16 protein-coding genes are annotated in these 13,894 nt (G+C 59.4%); 13 read left to right on the top strand and 3 right to left on the bottom strand.

All coding sequences use genetic code 11. The features are described 5' to 3' along the window. Window positions 1-18: 18 nt before the first annotated feature. Window positions 19-756, bottom strand: a complete 738-nt coding sequence (locus tag FFS28_RS14800) for a fimbrial biogenesis chaperone (RefSeq protein WP_137849919.1) — start codon at window positions 754-756, stop codon at window positions 19-21. 54 nt (window positions 757-810) lie between these two features. Next, window positions 811-1,377, bottom strand: coding sequence for a fimbrial protein (locus tag FFS28_RS14795; RefSeq protein ID WP_502704969.1), 567 nt, complete (start codon window positions 1,375-1,377; stop codon window positions 811-813). Between the two features lie 412 nt (window positions 1,378-1,789). Between FFS28_RS14795 and speB the strand changes: the two genes are divergently transcribed. After that, window positions 1,790-2,710 (top strand): agmatinase, encoded by a 921-nt coding sequence (gene speB / locus FFS28_RS14790; RefSeq protein ID WP_058608614.1) that lies wholly within the window; start codon window positions 1,790-1,792, stop codon window positions 2,708-2,710. Between the two features lie 3 nt (window positions 2,711-2,713). On the opposite strand, the gene FFS28_RS14785 is transcribed toward speB, so the two are convergent. Then, window positions 2,714-3,925, bottom strand: coding sequence for an MFS transporter (locus FFS28_RS14785; protein WP_137849930.1), 1,212 nt, complete (start codon window positions 3,923-3,925; stop codon window positions 2,714-2,716). Window positions 3,926-4,331: 406 nt separating this feature from the next. On the opposite strand from FFS28_RS14785, the gene FFS28_RS14780 reads away from it, so the two are divergent. The 12 genes from FFS28_RS14780 to FFS28_RS14725 all read left to right on the top strand — a co-directional run bounded on the left by FFS28_RS14780 (window position 4,332) and on the right by FFS28_RS14725 (window position 13,893). After that, window positions 4,332-4,655 (top strand): Rieske (2Fe-2S) protein, encoded by a 324-nt coding sequence (locus FFS28_RS14780; protein ID WP_013098654.1) that lies wholly within the window; start codon window positions 4,332-4,334, stop codon window positions 4,653-4,655. Further along, window positions 4,652-4,960: a recombinase-like helix-turn-helix domain-containing protein gene (locus FFS28_RS14775; protein ID WP_006178427.1), complete on the top strand. Its 309-nt coding sequence runs from the start codon at window positions 4,652-4,654 to the stop codon at window positions 4,958-4,960. The genes FFS28_RS14780 and FFS28_RS14775 overlap by 4 nt, the downstream gene beginning before the upstream one ends. 10 nt (window positions 4,961-4,970) lie before the next feature. Next, on the top strand, window positions 4,971-5,993 hold the full coding sequence (locus tag FFS28_RS14770) for a Rieske 2Fe-2S domain-containing protein (RefSeq protein WP_137849917.1): 1,023 nt from the start codon (window positions 4,971-4,973) through the stop codon (window positions 5,991-5,993). Next, the gene (locus tag FFS28_RS14765; protein ID WP_137849916.1) at window positions 5,993-6,742 is read left to right on the top strand and encodes an SDR family oxidoreductase; all 750 of its coding nucleotides are present in this window, start codon (window positions 5,993-5,995) and stop codon (window positions 6,740-6,742) included. Before FFS28_RS14770 ends, FFS28_RS14765 begins: the two co-directional genes overlap by 1 nt. Window positions 6,743-6,754: 12 nt before the next feature. Further along, window positions 6,755-7,543, top strand: a complete 789-nt coding sequence (locus FFS28_RS14760) for an IclR family transcriptional regulator (RefSeq protein ID WP_058608646.1) — start codon at window positions 6,755-6,757, stop codon at window positions 7,541-7,543. Between the two features lie 78 nt (window positions 7,544-7,621). Continuing rightward, complete coding sequence (locus FFS28_RS14755) at window positions 7,622-8,548, top strand: VOC family protein (RefSeq protein ID WP_058608611.1); 927 nt, start codon at window positions 7,622-7,624, stop codon at window positions 8,546-8,548. After that, complete coding sequence (locus FFS28_RS14750) at window positions 8,545-9,732, top strand: NAD(P)/FAD-dependent oxidoreductase (RefSeq protein WP_137849915.1); 1,188 nt, start codon at window positions 8,545-8,547, stop codon at window positions 9,730-9,732. Before FFS28_RS14755 ends, FFS28_RS14750 begins: the two co-directional genes overlap by 4 nt. Window positions 9,733-9,757: 25 nt before the next feature. Continuing rightward, on the top strand, window positions 9,758-11,014 hold the full coding sequence (locus FFS28_RS14745; RefSeq protein ID WP_137849914.1) for an MFS transporter: 1,257 nt from the start codon (window positions 9,758-9,760) through the stop codon (window positions 11,012-11,014). A gap of 10 nt (window positions 11,015-11,024) precedes the next feature. Further along, window positions 11,025-11,555, top strand: a complete 531-nt coding sequence (locus FFS28_RS14740) for a cupin domain-containing protein (protein WP_006178420.1) — start codon at window positions 11,025-11,027, stop codon at window positions 11,553-11,555. Window positions 11,556-11,564: 9 nt separating this feature from the next. Next, on the top strand, window positions 11,565-12,335 hold the full coding sequence (locus FFS28_RS14735; protein WP_137849913.1) for an alpha/beta fold hydrolase: 771 nt from the start codon (window positions 11,565-11,567) through the stop codon (window positions 12,333-12,335). After that, on the top strand, window positions 12,319-13,113 hold the full coding sequence (locus FFS28_RS14730; RefSeq protein WP_137849912.1) for an SDR family oxidoreductase: 795 nt from the start codon (window positions 12,319-12,321) through the stop codon (window positions 13,111-13,113). The genes FFS28_RS14735 and FFS28_RS14730 overlap by 17 nt, the downstream gene beginning before the upstream one ends. A 9-nt stretch (window positions 13,114-13,122) precedes the next feature. Continuing rightward, window positions 13,123-13,893, top strand: coding sequence for an aspartate dehydrogenase (locus FFS28_RS14725; protein WP_058608607.1), 771 nt, complete (start codon window positions 13,123-13,125; stop codon window positions 13,891-13,893). Window position 13,894 lies beyond the last annotated feature (1 nt).

The raw sequence follows: 13,894 nt of genomic DNA, 5'->3' as shown, positions 1-13,894 counted from the left end.
GGTCAATATCCTTGCTAATCAGAAGTTATACGTGCGCTTAATATAGGCACCCAGATCGGTAATATAATTGTATTGGAATGTCCCTTTTCCCTGCACGGCATTAACCTGCGGGAAGTGATACACCATCGTGCTATATGGCGCGATCATCTCTCCATCAATCATGACATCTTTGCCCTGAGCATCTTTGAGCCAGACGTTCGTCATGCTTACATGGAAAGGAGAATTATTTGTTCCAACGACGTCATAACCTTTGGCGGTTTTTTTCAATTGCCAGGTTAATTCGTCCGCCGCTTTCATCGGGTTACCTTTCAGGCCAACCGGACGATAGAAAAATTTAATCAGCGTTCTGAACGCCATTTTTAGCTGATTTTTATCCGCGTCTTCTGCCATTTCAGGTGGAATATCCAGGACGTTGAGCCACAGTACCGTCTCACGATCTTTTGGATATTTCGCCGCTGCGCCTTCCGTCTGGAATATACGGAACACTTTCCCCTTTTGGCCGTTAATTCTGGCCGCCGGTGGGGTGATAAAGAAAGGCACATCTTCTTTGGCGATGCCGTCAGTCTTATCGGTGCTGGAAAGCCACACCTGAACCAGTTCGGGCGTTTTGCTGACGTTGTTAATACGAATCGTTTGTTCTTTCTCCCCGGCGTTAAATGCCACGCGGGTCGTCATAATTTGAATCGTTGCACTGGCCGCAAAGGAAAAGGCCAGCGTCGTCATGAATACAGAAGATATAACAAATTTTTTTAACATCTGGCCTAATCCTTTAGGTATTACTCTCAGCGGTTAATGCCGCTAAATGCGCGATTACTGATATTTAATGGAGTACACAACCTCGGTAGATACCTGGCCGGCAGTAGATGCCCCGCCCGTCGCGACATATTGTGCCCAGTAATCAAAGCGAGCCGTATTACCAGAAACCGTAACGGTTTTAGCGTTATTGTTTGCGGTATTCAGGTTCAGAATGGCTTTTGAAGAATCCAGTAAACCAACCTGAACTTTCTCCGCACCGCCTGACGCTTTCGCCACGGTATTTTTCAGGTTACCGGTGGTGGCATCAATATTGGTGCTTTGCGCCAGTTCGAAAAATACGTTGGCAATTTTGCCATTGGTGCAGTTTGCGCCGCTTAAGGTAATGTGGAATGGTGTGTCGCCTGCGCGCTGTCCATCCGTTGCAAGCGCGGTAGCACTAATAGAAGGTAAATGAACGGTAAAATCAGGGGTAGAAGAGTCGCCCTGTGCGTCGCCGCCGGTAATAGTACAGGTGGCGTCGCTGATAGTACCTTCAAAAGTAATAGTGCCATCTTCTGCTGCCGCGGCGGTACCGATGGTTGAAAGAACGGTCAGGATTGCCAGCTTAGACAACTTATTCATAAAAATATCCATATCATGTCATTGGGGGGGGTATTGTATAGAGGTCATCTCCTCCACCGCTATCGTCCAGGCCTAAATATATTCCTAGTTTTAAAATGATATATTTATTAAATTTATGAGTTATTTTTTGCTTCGGACTTTTATGAACAAATGATGCGGAAAAATGGCTGGCTTTAGAAAATATAAATTATAAAAATGAATTTTATTTGCGCGGTGAATATTTGGGGGTCGTATAAGTCTGGTAACGCGATTGATTTCTGTTTTGAAAAGTGAGCTTGAATCTTCACCTTCCAGAGGCTAGCATTAGGCAAAAGCAGTAAGGACATCAATCCCTTCCTCGTCGGGTTTAACGACGCGGAGGGGATTTTTTTTCATCTGTATCTAATGCAACGACTTTATAAGAGGTCAGGACATGAGCACTTTAGGTCATCAGTACGATAACTCCCTGGTATCTAACGCGTTTGGTTTTTTACGTTTACCAATGAACTTCCAGCCGTACGACAGCGACGCTGACTGGGTCATCACCGGCGTTCCATTCGACATGGCCACCTCCGGTCGTGCCGGTGGCCGTCACGGCCCGGCGGCAATTCGTCAGGTATCCACTAACCTGGCCTGGGAGCACAACCGTTTCCCGTGGAACTTCGACATGCGCGAGCGCCTGAACGTGGTGGACTGCGGGGATCTGGTGTATGCCTTTGGTGACGCGCGTGAGATGAGCGAAAAGCTGCAGGCCCATGCCGAGAAGCTGCTGGCTGCCGGTAAGCGCATGCTCTCCTTCGGCGGCGACCACTTCGTAACCCTGCCGCTGCTGCGCGCCCACGCCAAACACTTCGGTAAAATGGCGCTGGTGCACTTCGATGCGCACACCGACACCTACGCGAACGGCTGTGAATTCGATCATGGCACCATGTTCTTCACCGCGCCGAAAGAAGGGTTAATCGACCCGAATCATTCCGTGCAGATCGGAATCCGTACCGAGTTCGATAAAGACAATGGTTTCACCGTGCTGGATGCCTGCCAGGTGAACGATCGCGGCGTGGACGACATCATCGCCCAGGTGAAGCAGATCGTTGGCGATATGCCGGTGTACCTGACCTTTGATATCGACTGTCTGGATCCGGCGTTTGCACCGGGTACCGGTACGCCGGTCATCGGCGGGCTGACCTCCGACCGCGCCATCAAGCTGGTGCGCGGCCTGAAAGATCTGAACATCGTGGGCATGGACGTGGTGGAAGTTGCACCGGCATACGATCAGTCCGAGATCACCGCGCTGGCTGCGGCGACCCTGGCGCTGGAAATGCTTTACATCCAGGCCGCGAAAAAAGGCGAATAACCTTTACGCGCTGAGTGCTGCTGCGCGACGCATGCGCAGCAGCAACACGCCGCCCGCCAGCAGGGTGATCGCCTGCGACACGACCAGCACCGAAAAGCCCGAGCTGACCGACCCCATCGATTTCATCACCATCCCCATCAGCAGCGGAATAAAAGCGGCGCAGAGATTACCGATGCCATTAATAATGCCGTACGCGCTGCCGACCGCCTCCCGCGCCGCGTGATGCTGGATCACCGCAGGAATGGCCGCCCCCTGAAGCCCCCAGAAGATATTTGCCGAGAGCATAAACAGCGCAAGCCACACCGGCTGGTGGCTCAGCATCAGCGCGATGACGGACAACGCCGTCAGCAAGCCGCCCACCACAAACAGCACCGGGGCCTGCTCCGGGCGCATTTTATCGAGCAGCACGCCGCCGAGAAATTTTGAGCCAAGGCTTAACAGGAAGGGGACCGCGGCAAGCAGCCCGGTCGCGTGCAGCGAGAAGTGATGCTCATCGCGCAGCCAGGCGGGGAGCCATGCGCTGCTGCCCCAGAGATAGCTCAGCGTGGCGATTTCAACCAGCAGGATCAGGCCAAGCAGCGGGGTTTGCCAGGCGAGCGTAAAAGTCTGCATAAAACCCGGTTTTAGGGTGGCCTTCACCTCACGCGGCGCGGGGAGAAAACGCCAGACCGCGCCGCCGCCCAGCACCAGGTTGATTGCCGCCAGCGCGTAAAACGATCCGGCCCAGCCGAGGTGCGCCATTAGCCAGGTGACCAGCGGAAAACCGATCGCCAGCCCCAGCGAAACGCCCAGGGCGGTCACGGCGTTGGGTTTGCCGATCGCCTCCGCGCAGAAGTTATCGCTGATAAAGCGCGTTTTCAGTGAAAAGAGCGGCCCTTCGGCAACCCCTAAAATCACGCGCGCGATGAGCATTCCCATCAGCGATCCGAGCAACGGTGAAATGGCACACACCGCAGCCCAGATGGCAATGCTGACCAACAAACCCTGCCGATAATGCAGTTTGCTTTCGATAACCGGCGTTAAGAGTAACGCGGAAAAACCATAGCCCAGGAGAAAGCACGTCATCAGCATTCCCTGTAACATTCTGTTTTCATTTAACTGAAAGTGTTCGGCAAATTCCGGGTTTAAAATCATCACCGAAATATTTACCCTGTCGACATACGAAATAATAATCAGCAATAACAATGCCATCGTACCTTGCCATCTTGCCGTCATCATGCCCGCCTTATGAATTGATTTTTTATTAAAGTGATTGTCACGCAGGTAAAATGGTTCACCAGTGAAACTCTTTGTTTATAAACAGTAAATGCAAAATTCGTTTCACAGGTGAAACACCCAGGTCATCCCTTTTATTTATTTCTAATGATCAAAGATAAAATAAGTCAATATCTTTTAGAGAACATTTCTTCCCATCACTAAAACGTATTCCCTCACGCCTGAATAATGAAAATTTCATATCGCTGCATTTTTTCGTGATCCTTTGCACACTTAGTTAATTAATTGCCATTCGGTTAACAAATTCTTCACATTGGCGCTTGACGAAAGATTCATCGCTTTTATATTGACCGTATTAAATAAGAAACAGAGTTTCATATATGAAACAAAAGCCTGGAGGATCGTGATGAGCTGGATAGGCGTATGTGACGCAGAACAAGTACAGGAAGATTTCCCATTTAGCGGCAACGTCGAGGGTAAAGAGATCGGCGTTTATTTAATTGACGGTGAATATTACGCGCTGGAAGACGTCTGTCCGCACGCCTACGCGCTGCTGAGCCAGGGCTTTGTGGAAGACGGCAAAGTGGAGTGCCCGCTGCATGAGGCGGTTTTTGACGTCAAAACCGGCCAGTGCCTGCACGGCCCCGGCGGTCGCAACCTCAACCGCTACCCGGTTCGGGTCTTTGAAAACCAAATCCAGATTACCTTTGTCGAGGAGACCGTGGCATGAGCGAGACCCTGAACTTTAACCCGGCGTTGCCGGAAAGCCGCCAGTTTACCCCTCCGGCAGAGGGCGGTAACGGCGCGATCCACAAGCCGGGTGAATACCAGAACCTAATCTGGCAGACCCGCAGTCGCGAGCCGGAAAACTGGGAGCTCCACCTTATCGCCACCCTGGAAGAATTGTTTGAGCAGGGCGCGGAAACCCTGCCGGAGCTGGTGAACGGCCTGAACGCCGTTCGCCTGCACGACCAGCAGGGCGAGCCCTGGAGCGAGAACAGCTTCCAGGCATTCTTACAGGTTAACGGCTACTGAGGACAACGCGATGACGACTCCCGTACAACACTATCTTGATAAAGGTCTGCGCGGCCTCTGGTATCCGGTTCTGGCGAGCTGGGAAGTGCAGTCTGCGCCGGTGGGCATTACCCGCCTCGGCGAGCAGATTGTGGTCTGGCGTAACAAAGACGGCCAGGTACAGGCGCTGGAAGATCGCTGTCCCCACCGCGGCGCACGGCTGTCGATGGGCTGGAATCTCGGCGACCGCATCGCCTGCTGGTATCACGGCGTGGAAGTGGCGGGTAACGGCGAGGTGAAAGATGTGCCTGCGGTGGACAAATGCCCGCTGGTCGGCCAGCAGTGCGTACGCAGCTACAACGTGCAGGAGGCACACGGGGCCATCTTCCTGTGGTTCGGCGTTACCGCTGGCCAGCAGCCGGACGAGCTGAGCTTCCCGGATGAACTCGCCGACACCGACAATTTCAGCAACTTCCTCTGCACCGCCGGGTGGAAATGCAACTACCAGTACGCGCTGGAAAACGTGATGGACCCGATGCACGGTACCTATCTGCACTCGTCGTCGCACTCGATGGCGGAAGGGGACCGCAAGGCGGACATGGTGCTGCAGCCGACCAAAACCGGCTTCATCTTTGAGAAAAAAGGGCAGAGCGGCATCAACTTCGACTGGGTGGAGCTGGGCAACAGCGGCACCTGCTGGATGCGCCTGTCCATTCCTTATAAGAAGCGTTTCGGGCCGGGCGGCCACTTCTTCATCGTCGGCATGGTGGTGCCGGAAGATAACGACAACTGCCGCGTCTTCTTCTGGCGTATCCGCCGGGTGCAGGGCTGGCAGCGCGACATGTGGCGCTTCATGTACCGCAACCGCCTGGAGAAACTGCACTGGGAAGTCCTCGAGCAGGACCGCGTTGTGCTCGAAAGCCTCGCCCCGAACGCCCGCGAGCATGAATACCTGTACCAGCACGACGTCGGTCTCTCCCGCCTGCGCCGTATGATGCAAAAGGCGGCGAAAGAGCAGCTGGCGATGCGTGAAGAACAGCAGGGAGCCGCCTGATGAACGGCCTGCTGAACGGGAAACGCATCGTGGTGACCGGTGCTGCGCGCGGCCTGGGCTATCACTTCGCCAAAGCCTGCGCGGAGCAGGGGGCGGCGGTGGTAATGTGCGATATCCTGAAAGGCGAGCTGGCCGAAAGCGCGCACGGGCTGCGTAAGCAGGGCTACGCGATCGAATCCCACATTATCGATCTGGCCGATCCGCACGCCATTGAGCAGGTATTCAGCGCCATCGGCGAGCAGGGCCAGATTGACGGGCTGGTGAATAACGCGGCCATGGCGACCGGCGTGGGGGGCAAAAACATGTTCGATTACGATCCGGATCTCTGGGATCGGGTGATGAGCGTGAACGTCAAGGGCACCTGGCTGGTGACGCGCGCCGCCGTGCCGCTGCTGCGCGCGGGGGCCGGGATTGTGAACGTCGCTTCCGACACCGCGCTGTGGGGCGCGCCGCGCCTGATGGCCTATGTCGCCAGCAAGGGCGCGGTGATTGCCATGACCCGCTCGATGGCCCGTGAGCTGGGTGAAAAACGTATCCGCATCAATGCCATCGCGCCGGGGCTAACCCGCGTCGAGGCGACCGAGTATGTGCCCGCCGAACGCCATCAGCTGTACGAAAATGGCCGCGCGTTAACCGGCGCGCAGCAGCCGGACGATGTGACGGGCAGCGTGGTCTGGCTGTTAAGCGATCTGTCGCGGTTCATTACCGGGCAGTTGATTCCGGTCAACGGCGGTTTTGTCTTTAACTGAGGCCTGATGAATATGGAAAACGATCGTGAAGTGAAGTATCTCGTGCCGGGGCTGGAGCGCGGTCTCCAGCTGCTGTTGGCCTTCGGCGAGCAGCACCGCGATCTGACCTTTGCCGAGCTGCACCGGCTGGTGGACATGCCAAAAGCCACCGCCTACCGCGTGGTGCAGACGCTGGAATACATGGGCTTTCTGGAGCGCAACGCGCGCACCAATACTTTCTCGCTCGGCATGAACGTGCTGCGCCTGGGCTTTGAATACATCGCCTCGCTGGATGTGGCCCAGGTCGGCCAGCCGGTTATCGAACAGTTGCGCGACGTCAGCCAGTGCAGCAGCCATCTGGCGATCCGCGACGGGCGCGACATCATCTACGTCGCCCGCGTCAGCGCTGCCGGTTCGCGCATCAACCAGGTGAGCATTGGCACCCGCCTGCCGGTGCACTGCACCTCGCTTGGCCGCATGCTGCTGACCGACATTTCGCGCGCTGACTTTGAACACCTGTTCCCGCACGAGCGCCTGCCGGGCAACACGCCGGGGCAGCTTCACGACCGCGAAGCGCTGTGGCAGATGGTGCAGCAGGACAAAGCCCGCGGGTTTGTCATCGGCGAATCTTTCTTCCGTCACGGTATCTCCTCCATCGTCTATCCGGTGTATGACCGCAGTGGACGGGTGGCAGCGGTGGTCAGCATTCTGGTGCCGTCGGAGGAGATCCCCCAGCCCGACCGCGAGCGCCTGCAAAACGAGGTCCGTCTGGCGGCGGATAAAATCTCTGGCTTCTTAGGGTATTTGTCACAGGCCAGTTAAATCAGTGAGTTAACGTCAGGCGCTTTGCTGCGTCGGGCATGTTTTACGCCCAATTTGGGCCAGATGAGGCAACGAACGATGAGTGTAACCGGAATTGAAAAGCTGGAATTTGGCGTCGACAACCTGACGCACTGCGCCAAATTCATGCGTGATTTTGGCCTGACGGGCGATGCCAGCGGCCAGCGTTTTACCACCCTGAGCGGCGCGCGCGTCGAGCTAAACCCGATTGACAGCCCCGACCTGCCGCCGGCGTTTGAAGCGGGCAACACCCTGCGCCGCATGACCTGGGCGGTGACAACTCAGGACGAGCTGGATGCCTTGCGCCCGACGCTGGCGCAGCAGCCCGGTTTTCGCCAGGTGGGCGATGCGCTGGAGTGCCGCGATCCGAACGGCATGACCCTGCGCGTACAGGTGAGCCAGCAGGTGCCGGTTGAGCTGAACGTCGAGCCGATTAACCAGTGGGGCGACGCCCGCCGCATCGACACGCCAAGCCCGGTGTATGACCGCGCCCAGCCGATCAACGTCGGCCACGTGGTGTTCTTCGTCGAGGAGCTGGCGGCGGTAGAACAGTTCTACCGCGAGGTGCTTGGCTTCCAGGTATCCGACCGCTACATCAACCGCGCCGTGTTCCTGCGCTGTGGCCCGCGCGGTGGCCATCACAATCTGTTCCTGCTTCAGCTACCGAACCGCAAGCGCGGCCTGAACCACGTCGCCTTTACTGTGCGCGACATTCACGAGGTGATCGGCGGCGGCATTGCGATGAATAAAAACGACTGGAGCACCTTTATCGGGCCGGGCCGCCATCCGGTGTCGTCCGCCTACTTCTGGTACGTCAACAGCCCGACCGGCGGCGCGTTTGAGTACTACACCAACGACGACTACCTGACCGAAAACTGGCAGCCGCGCGAGCTGGAACACTCCCTGATCTCCTTCACCGAATGGGCGGTAGAGGGCGGGATTGACCATGACACGCGCCGCCAGCAGAAAAAGCCGGAGGCGGTATGACCTCGCGCATTGTCATTATCGGCGGCGGCCAGGCGGGTGGCTGGGCGGCGAAAACCCTGCGCGACGAGTGCTTCGACGGCGAGATTTGCGTGGTGGCGGAAGAGGAGTGGGATTTTTATGAACGTCCGCCGCTCTCGAAAGCCGCGTTGCTGAACGCCGATGCCGCGCTGCCGCGCCTGTTTTCGGAAGACGCTCAGCAGGCGCTGAATCTGACCTGGTACCGCCCCTTGCGCGCCATGCAGATCGATCGCGCCGCGAAAAGGGTACATTTGAGCAACGGCGAGCTTCTTAGTTACAACATCCTTTTGATTGCGACCGGTGGGCGGGCGCGTCTGCCGGGCGAGGCGTGGGGAAAACATCCGCAGGTCTACACCCTGCGCCACTGGCAGGACGCGCAGCGTCTGAAGATGCGTCTGGCGCAAAGCAACACCCTGGCGATTGTCGGCGGCGGCTGGATCGGCCTGGAGATTGCCGCCTCGGCGCGTAAAAGCGGCGTGGCGGTCACGCTGTTCGAGCAGCAGCCTGCCCTGTGCATGCGCTCGGTAAGCGGCGAGGTGTCCCGACAGCTGGAGCGGATCCACCGCGAGCAGGGCGTGGATATCCGCACTGGCTGCGGCGCGCTGGAGCTTGACGATCACCACGGTCTGCCGGTGATCCACTGCGACGGCAAACGCGAAACCTTCGATGCGGTAGTGGTGGGGATCGGCGTCGATCTGAACCTTGAGCTGGCCCGCGACGCCGGGCTGAACACCGACCGCGGGATCGTGGTCGACGCGCAGGGACGCACGTCGGATCCGGCCATCTTTGCCGCGGGCGATGTGGCGCAGCATCACCACTACGGGCTGTGTATCCAGTCGTGGGCCTTCGCCCAGAATCAGGCGGTGGCGACGGCGAAAGCGATGCTTAACCCCGACGCGCCGGGCTACGACGACGCGCCGTGGCTGTGGTCGGATCAATATCAGCACAACATTCAGATCCTCGGCATTCCGCAGCCTGACGGCAAAACCGTCGTTCGTGATAACGCGCTGTTCTTCTCGCTGGACGACGGCGGACGGTTGACGCAGCTGGTGGCCTTTAACGACGCGCGTACCGTCAAGCTGGCGAAGCGCTGGATGGCGGCGGGACGAGACTTATCGGACGTGCCGCTGAACGATCCGGCCTTTTCACTGATGTCACTGCGATAGCTAACCCGCACCCGTAGGGGGAGACATGACCACATTCGAGACCAACGCCGCGCCCGCAGAGGCGAGCGGCGAGGGGACCCGCACGCCTGAAAACGCGGTGCGCTGGGCTATCCCGCTGTCGCTGCTGGCCTGCGTACTGCTGGCGTTTTTCGACAAAATCAGCATCGCGGCGCTGTTTTCCGATGGCCATTTCCAACAGGCGATGGGCATCGATTTCGACACCACGCGCCTCGGCATCCTGATGAGCGCTTTTCTGCTGAGCTACGGCTTTTCATCGGTCCTGCTCAGCGGGCTGGGGGACAAAATCCCGCCGCTGCGCCTGCTCACCGGCATGATGGCGGTGTGGTGCGTGCTGATGGTGGCGATGGGCTTCACCCATAACTACACGGTGATGATTGTCCTGCGCATTCTGCTGGGCATCGCCGAAGGGCCGCTGTTCCCGCTGGCGTTCGCTATCGTGCGCCATAACTTCCCGCAGCATCTGCAGGCACGCGCCACCATGCTGTGGCTGCTCGGCACGCCGGTGGGGGCGGCAATTGGCTTCCCGCTCTCCCTCTGGCTGCTCAACACCTTCGGCTGGCAAAGCACCTTCTTTGTCATGGCGATGCTCACCGTGCCGGTGCTGATCTTCGTGCGCATTGGCCTGCGCGGTATTCGTCTCGACGTGAAGCCGACAACCGCGCAGGCGTCACAGGACGAGCGGCGTGCGGCCCGGCGCGAGCTGTTTGTCAGCCCGCACTTCTGGGTAATCTGCGTCTTTAACGTTGCGTTTCTCACCTACCTGTGGGGGATCAACGGCTGGCTGCCGGGCTACCTGATCAAGGGCAAGGGTATTCATCTGGAGCACGCGGGCTGGCTGTCGTCGATGCCGTTTATCGCCATGCTGGCGGGCGAGGTGATTGGCGCCTGGCTCTCGGACCGCGTCGATAAGCGCGCGGCCGCCTGTTTTATCTCCATGGCGGGCGCAGCCGTCGGGCTGACGGCGGTGATGCACCTTGATACGCCCCTGACGATTATCGCGGCAATGAGCTTTAGCACCTTTATGTGGGGCACGGGCGCGCCGAACATTTTTGCCCTGCTGGCGAAGGCCACCCATCCCCGGGTGAGCGCGACGGCGGGCGGCATTTTCAACGGGCTGGGGAACTTTGCCGGGGCGCTGTCGCCCGCGGTGATGGGGGCGCTTATCGCCTTCACCCACAGCATGGATTCCGGGCTGATTTTTCTGGCGGTGATGGCGGCGGTGGGCTGCGTCCTGTTACTGCCGCTGCTGAGACGTTACTGAGGAGAGTGTCATGACTGATTCAACCGTAACTGCAAAACCGGGCGTTAAGCCTGAGCATCTGACCATGGAAGAGTGGGTCGAGTCGCGCATTGCGCGCTTTGAAGGCCGCAAGTACGACTGGAACGCCCTGAAGTTCCAGGCCGACTATGACCCGAAATACCGCCGCGCGCAGATGCGCTATATCGGCACCGGCGCAACCGGCGTGGCGAACGACACCAATACCGTTCAGGCCGACCACTTCACCTTCTCCACCATGGTATTGCCGTCGAAGTGCGAAGGGCCGCTGCACCTGCACGACGACGTGGAAGAGGTCTTCTTCATGCTCAAAGGGCAGATCACCCTGATGATCCAGGACGGCGACAACTACACCGAAACCGTGCTGCGCGAGCGCGACCTGATCTCCGTTCCGCCGGGAATCTACCGCGGGCTGTTTAACCACGGCGAAGAAGAGGCGCTGATGTGCGTGATGCTGGGAACCAACAAGCCGGAAATCCCAACCTATCCGGCCGATCACCCGCTCTCTAAAGTGAAGCGCGGGTAAGGGGGCGGTATGACGGGCTTTCGCGAACAGGGAAGCGGCACTCCGCTGATGCTGCTGCACGGTATCAGCTCCGGCGCGGCCTCCTGGCATAAGCAGATGGCGCTGAGCGGTTTTCGCGTGCTGGCGTGGGACATGCCCGGTTATGGCGAAAGCCCAATGCTGGCGACCGAACGCGCGAACGCGGGCGATTACGCCGACGCGCTGGCAGCGATGCTCGATCGCGCGGGCGTCTGGCAGGCGGTGCTGGTCGGGCACTCGCTGGGGGCGCTGGTCGCCAGCGCCTTTGCCGCGAAATTTCCGCAACGCGTGCTGCATCTGGTGCTGGCGGACGCGGCGCAGGGCTACGACCAGGCCGCGCCAGAGCAGCGCGAGCAGGTGTGGCGCAACCGCGAGCAGCAGATCGCGCTGGGCGGCGACATACTCGCCCAGACCCGCGCGGCGAAGCTGTTGCGCCCCGGCGCGCGCGTGGAGGACATCGCGACCGTTGCGACGGGCATGCGTGCCCTGCGCCCGGAAGGCTATCTCGCCGCCGCGTGGATGCTGGCGCACGACGATATACACGGCTGGCTGACGCGCTATTCGGGCACCTTTGAAGTCTGGTGCGGCGAACAGGATGCTATCACCCAACCCGAGCTGGTGCAGGGGCTGGCGCTGCGCTACGGCATGCCGTTCACCGCCATTCCGCAGGCCGGACACGCCAGCTATCTCGATAACGCGGCGTTTTTTAATCAACAGCTTTTACGTATTCACCAGGAGATAGGCGATGAATGCACACATTGACGGACGCGTAGCGGTAGTCACCGGCGGATCGTCCGGCATTGGCTTTGAAACGCTGCGCCTGCTGCTGGGCGAGGGGGCAAAAGTGGCTTTCTGTGGCCGCGATCCGGACCGGCTCGCCAGCGCGCACGCGGCGCTGCAAAACGACTACCCCGAGGGGGAGATCTTCGCTTACCGCTGCGACGTGCTCGACGCCGATGAGGTGCAGGCTTTTGCCCAGGCGGTTCAGGCGCGCTTTGGCGCGGCGGATATGCTGATCAATAACGCCGGGCAGGGCTACGTGGCGCACTTCAACGACACTCCGCGCGAGGCGTGGCTGCACGAAGCCGAGCTGAAATTGTTTGGGGTGATCAACCCGGTGCAGGCGTTTCAGCCTCTGCTGGAGCAGTCCGATATCGCCTCGATCACCTGCGTCAACTCCCTGCTGGCATTGCAGCCGGAGGAGCACATGATCGCCACCTCCGCCGCCCGCGCCGCGCTGCTGAACATGACGCTGACGCTCTCAAAGGAGCTGGTGGGCAAAGGTATTCGCGTCAACTCCATTTTGCTCGGCATGGTGGAGTCCGGCCAGTGGCAGCGCCGCTTTGAGAACCGGGCTGATAAAAGCCAGAGCTGGGCGGCGTGGACGGCGGATATTGCGCGCAAGCGGGGCATACCGATGGCGCGCCTCGGCAAGCCGCAGGAGCCTGCACAGGCACTGCTGTTTCTCGCCTCGCCGCTGGCCTCGTTTACCACCGGTGCCGCGCTGGACGTTTCCGGCGGCTTCTGCCGTCACCTGTAAGGACGCATCATGAAAAAAATCATGTTAATTGGCTTTGGCGCGATGGCGCAGGCGGTAATTGAGCGCCTGCCTGATGGCGTCAGCATCGGCTGGATCGTGGCGCGCGAGGCTCACCACGAGGCCATTCGTGCGCAGTTCGGCGGTGCGGTAGCGGCGCTGGCCTCGCCGGTGGACTGCGCTGAAGCGCCCGACCTGGTGCTGGAGTGCGCCAGCCAGCAGGCGGTGGCGCAGTACGGCGAAGAGATACTGCATCGCGGCTGGCATCTGGCCGTGATATCCACCGGTGCGCTGGCGGACAGCGCGCTGGAACAGCGTCTGCTCAGCGCGGGCGGAAAACTCACGCTGCTCTCTGGCGCGGTGGCGGGCATCGACGGGCTCTCCGCCGCCAAAGAGGGCGGCCTGGAGCGTGTGACCTATCGGTCGCGCAAAAGCCCGGCCAGCTGGCGCGGCAGCTACGCCGAGCAGCTTATCGATCTTAACGCGGTGTCGCAGGCGCAGGTGTTTTTTGAGGGCAGCGCCCGCGAGGCGGCGCGGCTGTTCCCGGCGAACGCCAACGTGGCGGCGACCGTGGCGCTCGGCGGCGTCGGGATGGATGACACCCGCGTGCAGCTGATGGTCGATCCGGCGACGACGCGCAACACCCACACGCTGCACGTCGAAGGGCTGTTTGGCGAGTTTCATCTGGAGTTGAGCGGCCTGCCGCTTGCCAGCAACCCCAAAACCTCCACCCTGGCGGCTCTGAGCGCGGTGCGCGCCTGCCGCGAGCTGGCCCTGAGCTGAG

Origin of the sequence: Enterobacter sp. 2VL, from assembly GCF_005503595.1 — a bacterium.
Lineage (GTDB): Bacteria > Pseudomonadota > Gammaproteobacteria > Enterobacterales > Enterobacteriaceae > Enterobacter > Enterobacter cancerogenus.
This window is presented reverse-complemented; position numbering and strand designations above follow the sequence as displayed.

Excerpts from the sequence above, each read along its gene's own strand:
- FFS28_RS14765 (WP_137849916.1), top strand. The coding sequence starts at position 5,993 with ATGAACGGCCTGCTGAACGGGAAACGCATCGTGGTGACCGGTGCTGCG.
- FFS28_RS14725 (WP_058608607.1), top strand. The coding sequence starts at position 13,123 with ATGAAAAAAATCATGTTAATTGGCTTTGGCGCGATGGCGCAGGCGGTA.
- FFS28_RS14770 (WP_137849917.1), top strand. The coding sequence starts at position 4,971 with ATGACGACTCCCGTACAACACTATCTTGATAAAGGTCTGCGCGGCCTC.
- FFS28_RS14780 (WP_013098654.1), top strand. The coding sequence starts at position 4,332 with ATGAGCTGGATAGGCGTATGTGACGCAGAACAAGTACAGGAAGATTTC.
- FFS28_RS14730 (WP_137849912.1), top strand. The coding sequence starts at position 12,319 with ATGAATGCACACATTGACGGACGCGTAGCGGTAGTCACCGGCGGATCG.
- FFS28_RS14735 (WP_137849913.1), top strand. The coding sequence starts at position 11,565 with ATGACGGGCTTTCGCGAACAGGGAAGCGGCACTCCGCTGATGCTGCTG.
- FFS28_RS14750 (WP_137849915.1), top strand. The coding sequence starts at position 8,545 with ATGACCTCGCGCATTGTCATTATCGGCGGCGGCCAGGCGGGTGGCTGG.
- FFS28_RS14800 (WP_137849919.1), bottom strand. The coding sequence starts at position 756 with ATGTTAAAAAAATTTGTTATATCTTCTGTATTCATGACGACGCTGGCC.
- FFS28_RS14785 (WP_137849930.1), bottom strand. The coding sequence starts at position 3,925 with ATGACGGCAAGATGGCAAGGTACGATGGCATTGTTATTGCTGATTATT.
- FFS28_RS14745 (WP_137849914.1), top strand. The coding sequence starts at position 9,758 with ATGACCACATTCGAGACCAACGCCGCGCCCGCAGAGGCGAGCGGCGAG.
- FFS28_RS14775 (WP_006178427.1), top strand. The coding sequence starts at position 4,652 with ATGAGCGAGACCCTGAACTTTAACCCGGCGTTGCCGGAAAGCCGCCAG.
- FFS28_RS14760 (WP_058608646.1), top strand. The coding sequence starts at position 6,755 with ATGGAAAACGATCGTGAAGTGAAGTATCTCGTGCCGGGGCTGGAGCGC.
- FFS28_RS14755 (WP_058608611.1), top strand. The coding sequence starts at position 7,622 with ATGAGTGTAACCGGAATTGAAAAGCTGGAATTTGGCGTCGACAACCTG.
- speB (WP_058608614.1), top strand. The coding sequence starts at position 1,790 with ATGAGCACTTTAGGTCATCAGTACGATAACTCCCTGGTATCTAACGCG.
- FFS28_RS14740 (WP_006178420.1), top strand. The coding sequence starts at position 11,025 with ATGACTGATTCAACCGTAACTGCAAAACCGGGCGTTAAGCCTGAGCAT.
- FFS28_RS14795 (WP_502704969.1), bottom strand. The coding sequence starts at position 1,377 with ATGAATAAGTTGTCTAAGCTGGCAATCCTGACCGTTCTTTCAACCATC.